A 15,184-nucleotide genomic window follows, 5' to 3' on the forward strand; every position below is an offset into this window, starting at 1 on the left:
AAGGACACCAGCTCATGACCATCGCCACGGTGGAAGACGCGCCGCCCGAGGGCGGCAGCATGATCCAGCTGACCGAGATCCTGCACCGCAGCGCCAAGCTGAGGCAGCGCCGCTTCGAGATGCTCCCGATGCGCGGACCGGGCAGTCCGTTCACCGAGCCCCAGGGGCGCAAGCCCGGCGACGTGACCGCCCCGGAGGAGCTGTCCGACCTCATCTCGTCGATGTCGGTCGTGGGCATGCTCGAACCCGTCCTGGCGGAAGAGATCACCGTCGCCGGCCGCGCCCCGACCATCCGCTTGGTCACCGGCGAGCGCCGCCTGCGGGCCATGCGCTGGGGTGCTCAGAACCTGCCGGACAACCCGCACTTCGCGGCGCTGGCCGCCGTTGTGTGCCCGGGTCCACTCAGCGACGAAGAGCGGCATATGTGGAGGTTTGTGGAAAATTTCGCCCGGGAGCCGCTGCGCCCGGGCGAGCAGGCCGCTGCCCTGATGTACCAGCGGTGCGCCGTGCTGGTCGGCAAGCTGCTGCGGGCCGGCAAGCCCGTCCCGGGCCACGTCTACGCCATCACCGACAGCGTCGAGCGCTTCAAGGCGCTGGAGAAGATCCGCGGTACGGACCAGAGCTGCGCGGCACCCTGGACCGAGGTCCTCAGCCGCCTCGGCCTCCAGCTCACCGAGCGCAAGGCCACCGAACTCGTGCGCGCCTTCCGGGAGCTGCCCCGGGAGCTGACCGAGGAGATGGACGAGGAGGCCGTCCGCCTCAACACCAGGATCAAGTTCGCGGCGCTGCGCCGCGGGCGGGAGGCCGCGGCGGCCGACATCTGGGCGGCGCTGAAGGGCAGCAGCCGACTGCACCTGCTGCCCAGTGCCGTCGACATCGGCCTGACGGCACCGGAACTCGAGCCCGACGAGGTGATCGAGGCCGCGGAGGAACGTCTGGAGCGGGCCAACGACGGCCGCCGCCGCGCGCTCACCCGTGTCCCCGAGCCCCTCAGCCCCGCCGACACGGACACCGACGGAACGGACGAGGCCCAGGAGGACATCGAGGACGCCGGGCCCGACGGCCAGGTCGAGCGCCCAGCTGTCGCCGCCGTTCTCACTCCCCCCGCGCAGGACACGCCACCGGCTCCACCTCCGGCTCCCGCTGCGGACTCCCAGGTGGTCCGCAGCGCCCTCGAAGGACTCCGCGGCCTGCTGGCCGAGGTCCGTGCGGGACGTGAAGTCCCCCGGTACGACCGCGGGTCACTGCGCCTGGCGCTGCGCGAACTCGAACAGCACCTGGCCGACACCGCCAACCCCACCCCGATCCAAGAGAGCGAGACCGCCGCATGACCATCGTTTCCCTTCAGATGCCCCGAGTCGGCCAGCCGCTGCCCCTGCCCGGCCGCGGCTGCGACTGCCGCGCCTGCGCGTTCTGGGCCGGCCCGGACGGCCGGGGCGGCCCGGCAACCGTCGAGCCGCTGTGCTCGGGCAGCAACTCGGACTGCTCGTACTGCGGCTGCTCCGCGACCGAGGCGGGCTCGCCCTCCGGTGCGTGCGGCGGCTGCCCGATCCGCTGCGGATCACGCACGGACATCGCGCAGTGGATGGCCGATGTCGGCGGAACCCTCACGTTCGACGACATCACCATCGACGGCACCCTGCCCGAGCTTCCGGCCTTCATCCCGATGACCGACGGCTCGAACGTCACCCAGCTGGACGCCAGCCTGCGCTGGCCCGCGTACGGGGTTGGCCTCCGCCGCGTCTTCTCGCCCGACACGCACTCGATCTACCCGCGCTTCGCCGGCAAGCAGGCCCGTGAGGTCCTCGCCCTGCGCGAGAACCAGAAGGCCGTCCTCGTCGGCTACGGAGAGGACCCGCTGGTCGAAGCGCTCTGGACGTACCGCAAGCGGGACGGCCTGGTCGAGGAGATCGCCGCCCAGGGCTGGGACCTGGTCCTCGCCCCCAACTTCAGCATCTACGGCAACTGGCCGAGGACCGAGCACCTGCTCAACATGCGCCGGTGCCTCCTGATCGCCCAGGAGCTCGCCGACGCCGGTGTGCCCACCGTTCCGAACATCTACTGGTTCCGCCTGGAGGACCTGGAGCGTTACATCTCCTGGATCGAGGACGTGCCGCCGCCGGCGATCGCCGTCAACCTGCAGACCGTCAGGGAGAACTCGAACTGGGACACGTGGGCGCTGCCCGGTCTCTACTGGCTCGCGGAGAACCTGCCGGCCGACATGCCGATCATCCTCACCGGCCTGTCGCGGATCGACAGGATCGCCCAGGTGGTCGCGCTCTTCGGCAACCGCCTGACCCTGGTCAGCCAGAATCCCCACCAGTACGCGCTGCACGGCGCGATCATGACCGCGAACGGCCGTGAGGACGTCCACGCCCGGCCGGGCGACGCCTTCGCGTCCACAGTCCAGTTCATGGCCTCGCTCCTGCCGCCCCGATGAGCAGCCGTCACACGAAGGCCCCGCGCGGCACCTCTATATGCCGACCCCGGGCCCGGGCTACCAGAACCCGCCCTCGACCGGGCACCTGCCACCACGGTCCAGCCGCGAGCGGGCCTGTACACCCGGCCACCGGCACCTCCATCCGAAGGGACACCGACGATGCACGAGTACGACGCTCTCAGGGCCGCCCGGCCCGAATGGTTCACGAACACGCCCGGCGGAATCGACATCGAGACCTCCCCCGACGCGGTCGCCCGTGCCGGAGGCGTCATCTACCAGGACACCAGGCGGATCGTGCTCTGCGACGCCGTGACCTTCCCCGGCGGCCGGCCCGGCACCTACCTGCGCACGATGAGCGCCTCCCCCCAGCCCGGCGCCGCCGTCCTCCCGATGCTCCCCGACGGGAGGCTCGTGCTCGTCGAGCACTTCCGGCACGCCACCCGGTCCTGGCATCTGGAAGCTCCCCGCGGGTTCGGCGCGGCGGGGCTGACCTCGACCGACACCGCGGCCAAGGAGCTGGGCGAGGAGATCGGCGCGCACGCCCCCGAGTTGCTGGCCCTCGGCCGGGTCCACCCCGACACCGGTGCCCTGGGCGACGAGGTCCGCCTCTTCGCCGCGCTGATCACTTCGGTCGGTGCGCTCGCCACCTCCGAAGGCATCCGCAAGGCGCTCACCGTGACGTTCGAGGAGGCGGAAGGGATGGTGCGCGACGGCCAGATCACCGACGGCCTGACCATCGCCCTGTTGTACCGGGCCCGGCTGCACGGCCTGGCCTCCCCCGCTGCTCCCCTGTACGCCGCCTCGAAGGCCGCCGGCCGGCACAGGGCGGTGGCCGGCGTGTGATCGACCGCGCCGCGCCCGCTCCCCGAACCGCCCGCCGACCGATCCCGGTCGGCGGGCGGTCGCGCTTCCCGGGGCGGGCGGAGATTTCTCCCCGGGTCTCGGTCACACGGAGGCCGGGTTCGACACCTCTATCCGTCGAACCCGAAAAAGGAGGGCTTCCGCCATGTCGACACCCCCCGCGCCACAGCCGACGAGCACTGCACCCGAGGCCGAGACCACCTGGAAGCTGTGGATCCTGATGGTCTGGCACCCCGCCCTGGGGATGCCCGTCGACCCCGTCGCCGTCCTCGCGCTGGACACCGCCGAAGACGCCGAGCCGGCGCAGCACGTCGTCTGGGTGCCCCTGGTCTACGACGAGGCCAACCCCTGGCGCGAGCGGCTGGCCGAGGGAGTCTCGCCCGAGCGGATCGCCCGGTGGGAGGCCGAGTCGGGCGCATGCCAGATCGCCGCGGCCGACCTGCCCGAGGGCGCCCTGGACCTGCGGCACGCCGCTGATCTCCTCCTGGACGAGCTCCTCGGCGAGGTCATCCCCGCGCTGCCTCCGCGGACCGGTGCGTGATGGGCACCAACTCCAAGAGCTCCCACTCCTCGTATGCCATAGCTCCGGCCGGCGCTCCGGAGACCGTCGAGGGAGGCGAGGGCGTCGGCCTGTCCGCCGCGCCGGCGGAGCCCGAGCTCAGCGACGGCCTCGTCAAGGCGACGACCGACCTGATGGTGGCCATGGACAACCTGGACGCCCTCGCGGTCGGCAACGGCGTGGCGACCGGCAACTACCCGGAGCTGCCCGACGACCCGGTCGAGCGGTACGAGATCTTCGCCGACCAGATCAAGGCCGCCCGGGAGGCCATCGAGCAGCTGAAGGAGGAGGGCGCCTCCGAGGAGGAGGTCAAGGCGCAGCTCGACGCCCTGCGCGCCCAGTCCCTGGCCTACCTCAACGCGCTCGACCCGGAAGAGCTGCAGCAGATCGCCGCTGCCAAGGGGTTCGAACACCCGGCCCTGGTCGGCCTGTCCGGGAAGAGCCAGCACCCCCTCGTCCACTGGCTCGACCCGTACTACAACGACGACATCCCGTCCAAGCAGAAGATCCAGGCCGCCGCGCAGAAGAGGTACGAGCAGCTCGCGGCCGGACAAACCGTCGGCGGGATGACCCTGGCCGACCTCCAGCAGATCGAGGGCACCAGCGGCGCCCCCGACGCGCCGGCCGGAACGTGGGCCGCGACGCCGGACCAGTTCAAGGCCGCGGTGGACGCGTGGACCCAGGCGAGCCACGAGGCGGCCTACGCCAAGGGGGTGCTGGACAGCGACAAGCTGAAGAACCTCCTCGACGCGGAGAAGCAGGTCCTGACCGCGCACTCGCCCGACACCCCCGACCTGGAGACGAAGAAGAACGAGATCCAGGTGTGGACCGGCGACCCCCTGGCGGTCGCCAAGATCAACCAGTCGACCGTGATGCCGCTGGTCCAGGAGGCTCTGGCTTCGGGGGAGATGTCCCTGACCGAGGCCCAGCACCTCAAGCCGGTCGAACTCGTCGGCCTGCTGCGCACGGGGACGCCCGAGGCTGAGAAGGAGGCGCTGAAGGCGACCGCTCAGGCGCGGAAGGACCAGCTCAAGGCGCTCGACAACGCCCTGGACGTCCATCAGGGCGGCAAGCAGGACATCCACACCGAGCTGACGCTGCCCGACCTGGCCGGCAGCCCCGAGGCCGCGGCCCAGGTCGCCTCCTGGGCGAAGAGCACCGGCGAGCTGCACACGCTGCAGCAGGAGGCGCAGGGGTGGATCCACGAGACCCTGCAGTCTCCCGTCGACATCGGATTCGCCAACCCCGCGCTCCTCAACACCCACCAGGTCGACCCGAAGGCGCTGACCACCGAGTTCAACGCCTGGGCGAAGAACCAGAAGGTCGGGGATCTGCGTGCGGTGGCCGGCGAACTGGGGATGCCGGACCCGGGCAAGGCCAACCGTGCCCAGCTTCAGGGCTACATCGCCGCCAGCTTCAACCCCGCGCTGGACAAGGACGCGATCAACGCGAAGGTCCAGGCGACGGTGGCCAAGAAGCAGGCGGCCGCGGCCGCCAAGGCCGCGTCCCCGCTCGCCTCCGACGAGGCGGTCAACGCCCTCAAGTCCAAGCTCGCGAGCAGCACGGGCACTGCGTCCGCTCCGCCCGCGGCCGCCGCAGGCGCTGCGGGCACCGGCGGTCTGACCCAGGAGAGCAAGGTCGAGGCCGCGATCAAGATGGGCGCCAGCCCCGTGCAGGCGCAGAAGCTCGCCCAGGCCGCCACGGCGGGACCGACGAAGCCGATCCCGAAGGCCCCGAAGAAGCCTGCCGCTCCGGGGTCGTTCAACGGCAAGGTCCAGGCGCTGATCGCCGACCTCCAGCAGGTCAAGGCCACCTCTCAGGACGTGCCGGCCCGGATCGACTCCGACGTCGTCGGCTCGTGGAGCTTCGGCGCCGGGACGCCCGCCAACCTCGGCGGCACCTACAGCAAGTCCCTTCACTCCGCGCCGGACGGCTCCAGCTGGCTGTTCAAGGCAGACCACAACGGCGGGGTGATCGCCCACTCGGAGGCGGCCGCCTCCCATGCGCTTTCGCTGGGTGGTGTCCCGGCCGTCCCGGTGTACGTCAAGGAAGTGGGTGGCAAGGTCGGCAGTGTCCAGCCGATGCTCAAGGGCGCCAGCCACTTCGCCTCCGACCCGCACAAGTGGTCGCAGTCGGACGTCGACTCGATCGTGCGCTCCCACGTCGGCTCATGGATGGTCGGCGACCACGACGGCCACCCGGCCAACGTGCTGCGGACCGCGTCGGGCGGCCTGGTTCAGATCGACCGAGGTCAGGCGTTCAAGCACTGGGGCAGCGACAAGCTCTCCCTCGGCTACGCCCCCTCCGGTGGGGGGTCGTACGACCCGGTCCACCAGAAGCTCTACTCCGCTGCGCTCAGCGGCGGCCTGGCCGACGGCGTCAAGGTGAATCACGCCGTCGTGCAGCCGGTGCTCAAGAACTTCGAGGCGATCCCGGACAGCCAGTGGCGCTCCATGCTGCACTCCACCGCGTACGAGGGCGCGAAGGCCGGCAGCGGCGTGCACTGGGTGCCCGCGATGCGCAAGCAGGCCGCCAAGAAGCACGGCATCTCTGCCGCGAAGGTCAGCACCGAGCAGATCGCCGAGGCGTTCCTCGACCACGCCGTCGAGCGCAAGCAGAACCTCCGCAAGGCGTTCGCGGAGTTCTTCGTCAAGGACCTGAAGATGCCGCAGGCGGCGTCGCTGAAGCACGGAGCTGAGTGATGGGCACCAACTCGAAGAGCAGCCACGAGTCCTACGCCGTCTCCCCGACGGTTTCGACCGAGGCACCCCCGGCGCCGCCGAACCTCGCGGCTACCGGCCCCGAGCCGGTGAACGAGATTGACCCGGCGCTGCTGGCGTCGATGCTGATGCCCGACTTCACCAGCGAGGTGCCGCTCGCCGAGCAGGGCGGTGCATGGACAACCGACGGTGAGCCGGTGCTCGGCGGGCAGGCGGGCGGTGAGATGCCGCCGGCCGCAGAGCCCGAGGAGCAGCAGCCGGAGGCCACGGGCGGCCCCGTGGGCGAGGCTGCCGAGGACGAGGCAGCGCACGAGCCGGCCGAGGAGGAGGGCGCCGCTCTCGCTCCCGCCGCCGAGGAGGCTGCCGAAGGCGCAGCCGGAGCCGGACCCGCGTTCGAGGAGGAGGTCGAGGACGAGCCGGAGGAGGAGCCGGAGGACGTTGATCCGCCGCTGACGCCCGTTCCGGATGCTCCGGTGGCCGGCGCAGCCCTCGGCACGCCGATCCTGGTCGGAGGCGAGGACTTCCTCAACTCGCAGGCGGCGCTGGTCTCCTACCTCTCCCCCGACGGTCCCCGCGAGGTACTGCTCGCGCACGTCAGTGAGGAGGCCGAGGGCAAGCTGCTCGACGCGCTGAGCGTGTCGGGGACCAAGATGGTGGACGTCCAGGTCGAGGAGGAGACCAAGGAGCGGCTGGCGCTCGACAAGAAGGCGCAGCTCGCCGAGCTGGTGACCGCAGCGACGACCTCGGTGCAGCACAAGCTCAAGGGCGGCGGCCCGATGTCCGAGGCCTCGATCCAGAAGCACCAGAAGGCCCTCGACGCCGTCAACACGGTCCTTGCCTCGCCGAACCTGACGGACGACGAGAAGGCCATGGCCCAGTACTACCTGGACCAGGTCAACACCGTCGGCGAGAAGATCCAGAACGGCGGCGCGCCGATGGCGCACTTCGACCCGCACGGCCTACCGGTCACCAAGATGGTGACCAAGCAGATACCGGCCCCGGCGGACGAGCCGGAGCCGGGAACACTCACCGCGCAGCTGCGCGACGCCAGCCGCATCCAGGCCTCGCTCGACGGGCAGAGCGGCGAGTCGTCCTGGGACGGCAAGAGCCGCAGCAAGGCAAACGGGCAGGAATACGCAATCGACCTGGGCGACGGCTGGAGCGCGGTGTACCGCCCGTACGCCGCCAACGACCCGAACAGCACCGAGTTCTCGATGCGCGGCCAGCTCGAGGTCCACGCCCCGGTCGGCGCCGGCCACGGCAAGCAGCTCGTCGACCGCCTTGAGCAACTGCACCTGGTCAACGCCCCGATGACGGCCGCCGAAGGCGAATGGACCTACCTCGCCAACAACGTGACCGCGCAGAACCTGGCGAACGCTCCCGGGATGAAGGCCGCCTTCGCCGAGGCCAAGGGGCTGGAGGACCTGCAGGTCCAGGAGATCGTGCACCAGCGCGCCGAGTCTCTGATCGGCCTGGGGGAGGACGAGCTCCACTACCAGGTCAAGCGCATCCAACTGGAGGCCGCGCAGAAGGTCCTGCCGAAGAAGGTGAAGGTGCTCAGGGAGGCCGTCGCCCAGGCGACCGGCTTCGACAGCGGGGACGCGCTGGCGGCCAGCGCTGGGTACGACCCCACGCCGGCGACGTCCGGTGGCTGGCTGACGTGGTCCCGGTTCGACGTCACGGGCAAGACGGCGCAGATCAAGGAGGCGTACAAGGGCCGGTCGCTGACGCACAGCATCGGCAGCGGCGACATGGTCGCCCTGTTCGGCACCGGGGTGCTGGCCTCCACGGAGAAGCGCGCGGTCATGGGCATCGGCGGCGGCATCGGCATGTCCGAGCAGGCCGACAAGTACACGGGCGGGGCGAACTCCGTCTTCCTCCGCGTCTCGAACACCCCGGCGTCGGGCTACGGCGGCCAGCTGATCTGGGACGACCCGTCCGTCCTGATGCGCCGGTCCGACTACTACGCCTACAACGGCGACAAGTACGGGGTCAGCCCGGACAAGAAGAAGGCGTCGGGACTGACCCGCGATCCTCTGAAGATCGCCACGCACAACGCGTCCAACAACGAAATCATGTTTCGCGACGGCATCGACCTGTTGGGCGCGGAGGCGCCCAGCCGCATCGTCTGCCACTACGCGCACCAGCGCACGGCGCTGCTGGAGTCGTTCAAGGCCCGCGGCATCACCCATCTCGGCGGCAAGCCCGTCGAGGACGTCGTGAAGAGCAACCACTGAGGCCGTCGGCCCATCCCGCCCAGAAGGAGAATGTCCACATGAGCACTACCTGGCAGACCCGGCTCGCTGACCTCATCGCCGGCCGTCACAGCAGCAACGGGGACCCGGTCGACGCCGGCGCACAGCTGAGGGTGTTCGACGACGAGGGCGCCGAGGTGTTCCTGCAGGCCCTCGCCCGTCACCACCGCGTCGACCAGGACGACCCGCAGTTGATATGGATACGGCCGCTGGTCGGCGGCGCGGAGTCCGCGGAACTCGGCTACCTGTTCAACCTCAGCGCGACCCGGCGCCGGGGCCTGAGCTGGACGCGGGCCCACCTGGAGGAGAACGGCGACGTCGTACTGCTCCTGCGGTCCGGCGAGACCGCGATCGTGCAGCCGGCCGAAGGCGACCTCCTGGCCGAGCTGCAGCGCTGGGACCGCTTCACCGACCGGCTCACCCGCAAGGAGGAAGCACAGCTCGACGCCCTGGACTCCGACTCGTGGCACGGGCAGTTCTCGTGACCGCGGCCACGGCATCCGGCCGGCCCGGAGCGTCTTGGCATGATGGTCCCGCCGCCGGCACCTCGCCGGCGGCGCTCCGCCGGCGCCCGGGCCGGCGCCGAAGGAACGGAGGAGGTACCAGCATGCGGACCACGCGACGCGGCGTCAGCAGCTTCGACGGCCAGCGCCTGGCGCAGGCCCGCGGTCGGCGTGGATGGACCCCGAGCCAGCTGGCCTCCCAGGCCGCCCTCACCGTGACGGTCCTGAACCAGTACGAGGCCGAGGAGCGCCTGCCGGACCCGGGCACGCTCTCGCGCCTGGCCGATGCCCTCGGCTGCCAGGTCACCGACCTGTGCCGGCCGACCGTCGTGACACTGCGGGAGCTGCGCGAGCGCTCGGGCGCCAGCCAGCCGGAGGCGGCCGAGGCCGCGGGGCGCAAGCGCAGCACGTACGCGATGCTCGAGCAGGGACGCACCAAGACTCTGGCGCCGCAGGCGGCCGAGGGGCTCGCCGCGCTCTTCGACGTGGAACGCGATGCCGTGGAGGCCGCCCACGCCGCCTCGGTGGCCGGCCAGGCGTCTCGGCCGGCGCCCCTCGCCCTGGAGGGCGCTCTTCTGGACCGCCTGGCGGACCACTTCGGGATGGCCCCCGAGGACCTGCTCCACCTGGCGCAGCGCCTGGCGGCCGGCGAGGGCGGTGAGTCCCGATGACCTACCACCGCGGGCACCCGCTGACCGTCGCCCGGCACGAGGCCCTGCTCAGCAGGCTCCCTCCCAGCGAGGCCCAGCTGCCGGTGGACACGCGTTGGCTCCGGGGGCGCGCCGAACTGTTCAGACAGGCGGCGGAGCGGCCGTTCGCCCTCACCTTCGACACCGCCTGGTACGCCGAGGTCACCGGCCTGGCCTTCCACCCCCACTACGTTGCCCAGGTCTACCGGGGAGAGCCCGGCGCCCGTCTGGAGACGCCGCTCATGGTGATGAACCTGAGCATGGTGCCGACAAGGGGGGACGCCGACCGCGCGCTCGCCCACGAGTGCATGCACTTGCGGGTCCCCTCCTACGGGCACAAGCGGGAAGCGTTCGCCTGTGCGCAGGAGATCTTGGACCGGGTCGGTTCGCTCGCTGCATAGCCGGCGCGGCGAGCCCGTGCTCGGTGGCCTCCGGCCCTCGGAGGCGCCGAGCCCGGCCCGGCTCCCGGGAGTGCGGACTGGCACCGGTGGAGAGCGCCGGAAAACACAGCCCTGCACATTGCTTAAGTCAATGAGTGTGCGTATAGTCATTGCTGTGAGGGCGGGAGAACACCTCACAGCGAAGACCACTCCGTAGGAGCCGCCTTGCGCGGCTCGCCCCTCCGCCACTCCCCCCGGGCGGCGGGGCCACGAGGCCCGGACCAGGCCACCCCCTCCCGGCCGGTCCGGGCCTCGCCCCCCTTCTGTGATCCCCGTCGAGGAGACGACATGCCCGGAACCATCAGCCCTGATCTGGACGCGATAGAGAACGCCGCTCTCCGGGCCGCCATCGCCCGCGCGACCGGCCTGGAAAGCGGCATCCCTTCCGGCCCGGAGCCCACGATCCTGGATTCGGAATCCGAGCTGGAGGGCGTGGCCGCACTGCTCCGCCACCGGCTCGGGCTGGACGACAGCATCCGGCTGAGCGTGTACGAGGACGCCAACCACCCGTTGTTCCCCGACGCGCAGCACTACCGCGCGGCCCGCGTCCAGCTCTCGCACGGCCGACGGCGCTACTTCTTCATCGCCGCCTACGACGCCGGGAGCGCCCGGCTGGCCTTCAGCGTGATCGCGCCGTGCTACGCCTGCCTCTCTCCCGTCCCCTCCGTCACGATCAACTCCCTGGCGGACTTCGGTGACTTGCTCATGGACGCCCGGGACCAGCACGAGGCCCCGCAGTTCCGCTCCTCGCCCGTCCACCGTGCCCACTGCCCGGTGCGCGGCGACTGACCGGCTCGCCCCCGGCACCGCCCCCGGTGCCCCAGTACGTCCCAGGTGCCCTCGGCTCTTCGAGCCGGGGGCACCCTGCATGAACGGCGCGCCGCGCCCCTACGCCGGCGCATCCCATCTGGTGTGGAACCCGTCCGGGCCGCGAGCGCCGACCTGTCCCCGTCGCGGCCGCGAGCCGACGTCGCCCGCCTCCACAAGAAGCGAGAGCAGCAGTGAACCCCTCTGCCCCTGCCACCGTCGTTGTGCATGTGAAGGCGGCCCGGACCGCCCTCTACGACCTCACCCTCCTCCTCAGCCTGCCCGAAGGTTCGAGCGCCGATCCCGCGGCGATCCGCCGCTACGTCGAAGACCTCCAGCCGGGCGTCCTGTCCGCCGCGTGCACCGACACCACGCTGGACCGGGTCACCGACGTCGCGCTCGTCGACATCCTCGGCATCGAGCCGTCAGGCCACGGCGCCGACACGGGAGCCCGCGATGACCGGTGACTCCCACGGCCCCTTCGGCCTCGTACTGCTCGACCCCAAGGCCCGGACCGGTGCGCCATCGGATGACGGGTTCCGCGAGCGGTTGGCCGACTGGCTGCTGTTCATGGTCCCGATGTTCATCGCGGAGCAGCGGCACGCGACTGCCGACGAGATCGACCGCGCCCGCTCCGACGCACTGGAGCAGATCGCCTCCCATGGCGACGACCTCCAGTTCGGAGGCAGGTACCAGAGCTCGTCCCGAACCGCACTGGCCAAGGGCTTCGCCGTCCTGGCCCGCGCCGAGGGCGGGGTCACCGCGCTCGGCGTGCACGCCTGCACCGCCCCGCACCCCTACTGCCCCGGCGAGCGAGCCACCACCCCCGACCTCTGCGAGACGATGAAATGACCACCACGCTTGAAACCGCCCCGGCAAAGAAGAAGCCTGCCGAGAAAAGGCTTCTCACGCAGAATTCGCAGCTGCGCAAGGAGGGTATTTTCAACTGGACCCTACCGGCTTTCGTCATCAAACTTCCCGACGGCAAGAATTTCAATGTGTGCAGCCAGGCCGGCGCGTGTGCATCTCTTTGCTACGCCCGAGTCGGGGCCTACAGGTTCAAGAACGTCCGCGCTGCACACATTCGCAATCTTCTACTATGCCGGGATTCTCCGGAGGAGTGGGAGGAGCGCATGGCGAAGGAATTGACGCACTCCCGCTACGACGGGAAGTGGATTCGCTTGCACGATTCTGGAGATTTTTTCTCGGACGACTACTTGTCGGCATGGATGCGCATCATGAGGGGAGCGCCGAACGTTCGCTTCTACTGCTACACCAAGGAGATCTCCCGTTTCCGGCGGCTGGTCGAGAACGACGCCCCCGATAATTTCCTTTGGTGCTACAGCCTCGGCGGACGCGAGGATCACCTCATCGACCTCAAGAACGAGAGGCATGCCGACGTCTTTCCCGATCTGGAGGCGCTCATCGCCGCCGGATACTCTGACCAGACCGAGTCCGACCTCCTGTCGGTGCTCAGCGATTCACCTCTCGTCGGAATTCCAGCCAATCGGATTCCGCATCTTCTCAAGCTCCAAGGCGCGGACACATTCTCCAGCCGCCAGCGAGCCCTGGATGCGAAGAAGAACCAGCGCGCGACCGAGAAGGCATTCCGCCTGGCATCGTGACCGGATGCCCGACACCGGCGTGAGGGCGGGCCCAGCACTCAGCTGGGCCCGCCCTCACGGCGTTCGGCGCTGAGGGGGCACGCCGGCCCGTCACATTGCGGAAGTCTATGAGTTTGGGTAATCTCGCTGGCGAGGTCGCTCCCTGCGGCTCTCGGCCAGCGCACAAGAGCTGCCAGCGGACGGATCCGCCGGCCGTGACCACAGACAGAGCCCGGTCGCCCCCGTGGGCAGTCCGGTACTACCGCCGGCCCAGCTGGCCCCAATGGAGCGATCATGATTCCCGCAGGTTACGAGCGCAAGCACACCAACTTCGACAGGATGGCGGCGCGTTACAACGTAGACCGGACGTCGGCCGCCAAGTGGTCCCAGGAGGAAGGCTTCCCCGAGGTCCTGTTCACGGCCGGCCAGGGCGGACAGCAGATCTACGACGAGGACGAGGTCGACGCGTGGCTGCGCGAGCACCACTTCGGCACGTGGGTGCAGTCGCAGCAGGGCAAGAAGAACCCGTTCGACCTGCCCAAGGGTGGTCCTCGTGATCTCCTGACACTGCGGCGCATCGGCGAGCTCGAGGGGCGGGCCCTGAAGCGGGACGCCACTCCGGTCACCACCCTGCGCACGTACCTGTCCAAGAAGATCCTGGCGCCGGCCGACCGGACCCCGGACGACGGCGGCCAGCCGACCGTCACCGAGCCGATGTGGTTCCGCGAGACCTCCTACGCCTACATCACCCGGCCGCGGCGCACGCGCCGAGCGACCAAGGGGGAAGCGGGCGAGCGGCCGGCCGCGCCGAAGCCGCGCGCCGGCGTCGGCGACTTGCTCGACCTGGACCTGCCGGCCGGCGCGGACACCGACCTGTTCACCCTGCAGGAGATCGGCGAACTCGACGGCGAGGCCCGCGGGCGGGGCAAGGCCACCACCGTCGGCACCATGAAGAACTACCTGTCGCAGAAGCTGCTGGCGCCGGCGGACCGGACACCGGGCGACGGGCAGGAGCCGGCCGTCGACGAGCCCAAGTGGTACCGCTCGACCGCCTACACCTTCATCCGCCGCCCCGGCAAGCTCGGCGGAGCAGCCGCACGTGCTCCCCGCCGGGATGCCGAGGCTACGGGGCCGCTGCGGGACGACCTGAAGCTGCCAGCGGGCGCGGACACCGACCTGTTCACCCTGCAGGAGATCGGCAAGCTCGACGGGAAGGCGCGCGGGCGGGGCAAGGCCACCACCGTGGCGTCGATGCGGACGTACCTGTACAGCGGGCTGCTGGCGCCGGCCGACCGGACCCCGGACGACGGGCAGGAGCCGGCCGTCGACGAACCCAAGTGGTACCGCTCGACCGCCTACACCTTCATCCGCCGCCCCGGCAAGCTCGGCGGAGCCCGCTGATGGCAGACACCGCTCCGGCCCCCGCGGTCGGCACCCGGCACGACAGGACGGTGGACTGATGAGCACCAGCAAGCCCCCAGCAGCGCGGCTGACCCGCGCGGGGATCGGGGAGACCTACGGCGAGGGCGAGCGGACGGTCGACGCCTGGGTGAAGTTGCTGAACTTTCCCGCCCAGGTCGCTGACGGGGAGTGGGACGCGCAGCAGGTCGATGCCTGGGTCAAGGTCAGCCGGCCGCAGTCCTGGCCCGGCCGGGCCGTTGCCTCCGCGGCGGAAAGCCCTGCGGCCGCGCAGGCGGAGACCGCCGGCGCCTCCGCAGCGGAGGAGGCCGCCGAAGAGGACGAGCTGCTGGGGAAGTCCGGCCTGGCGCTGCGGTACAACGTCTCCGAGACGACGGTGGACACCTGGACCAAGGTCGAGGGCTTCCCGGACGAGGCGGAACCCGGCCGGTGGCCCTCCCACGAGGCCGACACCTGGGTCGAAGAGCACCGGGCGCACGTCTGGGCGGAGTTCAACGGCGAGGGCCCCAAGGTCGTCATCCCGCCTCCGGAGGGCAACCCGAAGGACCTCTACGACGTCAGCGGCTACGGGATGATCCTCGGCAACGCGACCCGGGGCGAGCCGCTGCCCCGGACGACGGCGCAGAACTACAAGCGGCAAGGCCACCTGGAGCCACCGGACCGGACCCCGGGGGACCGGAAGCGGCCCGAGGTGTTCGAGGACATGTGGTACCTGGAGACGATCACCCGGCACGTCTACTCCCGCAGGGGGCAGGGACGGGTCCGTGCCAGCCGGACGCGGCGCACGAACCGGAAGAAGAGCTGACCGGCTGGAAGGCGGGTCATGGAAACGGGGTGTGGCCCCCAGGGAAGATCTCCCTGGGGGCCACACCCCGTTTTGGCAGCTC

15 protein-coding genes are annotated in these 15,184 nt (G+C 70.6%); all 15 read left to right on the forward strand.

Translation table 11 applies throughout. The features are described 5' to 3' along the window. Positions 1-14: 14 nt before the first annotated feature. The 15 genes from F7Q99_RS34890 (at position 15) to F7Q99_RS34960 (ending at position 15,102) form a co-directional block, all read left to right on the forward strand. Positions 15-1,331, forward strand: a complete 1,317-nt coding sequence (locus F7Q99_RS34890; protein WP_153469747.1) for a ParB N-terminal domain-containing protein — start codon at positions 15-17, stop codon at positions 1,329-1,331. Beyond that, positions 1,328-2,440: a DUF4417 domain-containing protein gene (locus F7Q99_RS34895; RefSeq protein WP_153469750.1), complete on the forward strand. Its 1,113-nt coding sequence runs from the start codon at positions 1,328-1,330 to the stop codon at positions 2,438-2,440. Before F7Q99_RS34890 ends, F7Q99_RS34895 begins: the two co-directional genes overlap by 4 nt. A 159-nt stretch (positions 2,441-2,599) precedes the next feature. Then, positions 2,600-3,283 (forward strand): NUDIX hydrolase, encoded by a 684-nt coding sequence (locus F7Q99_RS34900; protein ID WP_153469753.1) that lies wholly within the window; start codon positions 2,600-2,602, stop codon positions 3,281-3,283. Positions 3,284-3,446: 163 nt separating this feature from the next. Then, positions 3,447-3,842: a hypothetical protein gene (locus F7Q99_RS34905; protein WP_153469756.1), complete on the forward strand. Its 396-nt coding sequence runs from the start codon at positions 3,447-3,449 to the stop codon at positions 3,840-3,842. Next, complete coding sequence (locus F7Q99_RS34910; protein WP_153469759.1) at positions 3,842-6,562, forward strand: hypothetical protein; 2,721 nt, start codon at positions 3,842-3,844, stop codon at positions 6,560-6,562. Before F7Q99_RS34905 ends, F7Q99_RS34910 begins: the two co-directional genes overlap by 1 nt. Next, positions 6,562-8,817: a hypothetical protein gene (locus tag F7Q99_RS34915; RefSeq protein ID WP_153469762.1), complete on the forward strand. Its 2,256-nt coding sequence runs from the start codon at positions 6,562-6,564 to the stop codon at positions 8,815-8,817. The genes F7Q99_RS34910 and F7Q99_RS34915 overlap by 1 nt, the downstream gene beginning before the upstream one ends. Before the next feature lie 38 nt (positions 8,818-8,855). After that, on the forward strand, positions 8,856-9,320 hold the full coding sequence (locus F7Q99_RS34920) for a hypothetical protein (RefSeq protein WP_153469765.1): 465 nt from the start codon (positions 8,856-8,858) through the stop codon (positions 9,318-9,320). Positions 9,321-9,442: 122 nt separating this feature from the next. Then, positions 9,443-10,009: a helix-turn-helix transcriptional regulator gene (locus tag F7Q99_RS34925; RefSeq protein ID WP_153469768.1), complete on the forward strand. Its 567-nt coding sequence runs from the start codon at positions 9,443-9,445 to the stop codon at positions 10,007-10,009. After that, entirely contained in the window at positions 10,006-10,428 is a 423-nt protein-coding gene (locus F7Q99_RS34930) for a hypothetical protein (RefSeq protein ID WP_153469771.1), read from the forward strand. Before F7Q99_RS34925 ends, F7Q99_RS34930 begins: the two co-directional genes overlap by 4 nt. A gap of 327 nt (positions 10,429-10,755) precedes the next feature. Next, positions 10,756-11,256, forward strand: a complete 501-nt coding sequence (locus tag F7Q99_RS34935) for a hypothetical protein (protein ID WP_153469774.1) — start codon at positions 10,756-10,758, stop codon at positions 11,254-11,256. Positions 11,257-11,468: 212 nt separating this feature from the next. Further along, positions 11,469-11,741, forward strand: coding sequence for a hypothetical protein (locus F7Q99_RS34940; RefSeq protein WP_153469777.1), 273 nt, complete (start codon positions 11,469-11,471; stop codon positions 11,739-11,741). Then, a complete protein-coding gene (locus tag F7Q99_RS34945; protein WP_153469779.1) occupies positions 11,731-12,126 on the forward strand; it encodes a hypothetical protein in 396 nt (131 codons plus the stop codon). The genes F7Q99_RS34940 and F7Q99_RS34945 overlap by 11 nt, the downstream gene beginning before the upstream one ends. Then, positions 12,123-12,899, forward strand: coding sequence for a GP88 family protein (locus F7Q99_RS34950; RefSeq protein WP_195911386.1), 777 nt, complete (start codon positions 12,123-12,125; stop codon positions 12,897-12,899). Before F7Q99_RS34945 ends, F7Q99_RS34950 begins: the two co-directional genes overlap by 4 nt. Positions 12,900-13,172: 273 nt before the next feature. Continuing rightward, positions 13,173-14,279, forward strand: a complete 1,107-nt coding sequence (locus F7Q99_RS34955; protein ID WP_153469782.1) for a hypothetical protein — start codon at positions 13,173-13,175, stop codon at positions 14,277-14,279. A gap of 58 nt (positions 14,280-14,337) precedes the next feature. After that, complete coding sequence (locus F7Q99_RS34960) at positions 14,338-15,102, forward strand: hypothetical protein (RefSeq protein ID WP_153469785.1); 765 nt, start codon at positions 14,338-14,340, stop codon at positions 15,100-15,102. Positions 15,103-15,184: the final 82 nt, after the last annotated feature.

Origin of the sequence: Streptomyces kaniharaensis (assembly GCF_009569385.1) — a bacterium.
Classification (GTDB): Bacteria; Actinomycetota; Actinomycetes; order Streptomycetales; family Streptomycetaceae; genus Kitasatospora; species Kitasatospora kaniharaensis.

Excerpts from the sequence above, each read along its gene's own strand:
- F7Q99_RS34890 (WP_153469747.1), top strand. The coding sequence starts at position 15 with ATGACCATCGCCACGGTGGAAGACGCGCCGCCCGAGGGCGGCAGCATG.
- F7Q99_RS34895 (WP_153469750.1), top strand. The coding sequence starts at position 1,328 with ATGACCATCGTTTCCCTTCAGATGCCCCGAGTCGGCCAGCCGCTGCCC.
- F7Q99_RS34900 (WP_153469753.1), top strand. The coding sequence starts at position 2,600 with ATGCACGAGTACGACGCTCTCAGGGCCGCCCGGCCCGAATGGTTCACG.
- F7Q99_RS34905 (WP_153469756.1), top strand. The coding sequence starts at position 3,447 with ATGTCGACACCCCCCGCGCCACAGCCGACGAGCACTGCACCCGAGGCC.
- F7Q99_RS34910 (WP_153469759.1), top strand. The coding sequence starts at position 3,842 with ATGGGCACCAACTCCAAGAGCTCCCACTCCTCGTATGCCATAGCTCCG.
- F7Q99_RS34915 (WP_153469762.1), top strand. The coding sequence starts at position 6,562 with ATGGGCACCAACTCGAAGAGCAGCCACGAGTCCTACGCCGTCTCCCCG.
- F7Q99_RS34920 (WP_153469765.1), top strand. The coding sequence starts at position 8,856 with ATGAGCACTACCTGGCAGACCCGGCTCGCTGACCTCATCGCCGGCCGT.
- F7Q99_RS34925 (WP_153469768.1), top strand. The coding sequence starts at position 9,443 with ATGCGGACCACGCGACGCGGCGTCAGCAGCTTCGACGGCCAGCGCCTG.
- F7Q99_RS34930 (WP_153469771.1), top strand. The coding sequence starts at position 10,006 with ATGACCTACCACCGCGGGCACCCGCTGACCGTCGCCCGGCACGAGGCC.
- F7Q99_RS34935 (WP_153469774.1), top strand. The coding sequence starts at position 10,756 with ATGCCCGGAACCATCAGCCCTGATCTGGACGCGATAGAGAACGCCGCT.
- F7Q99_RS34945 (WP_153469779.1), top strand. The coding sequence starts at position 11,731 with ATGACCGGTGACTCCCACGGCCCCTTCGGCCTCGTACTGCTCGACCCC.
- F7Q99_RS34950 (WP_195911386.1), top strand. The coding sequence starts at position 12,123 with ATGACCACCACGCTTGAAACCGCCCCGGCAAAGAAGAAGCCTGCCGAG.
- F7Q99_RS34955 (WP_153469782.1), top strand. The coding sequence starts at position 13,173 with ATGATTCCCGCAGGTTACGAGCGCAAGCACACCAACTTCGACAGGATG.
- F7Q99_RS34960 (WP_153469785.1), top strand. The coding sequence starts at position 14,338 with ATGAGCACCAGCAAGCCCCCAGCAGCGCGGCTGACCCGCGCGGGGATC.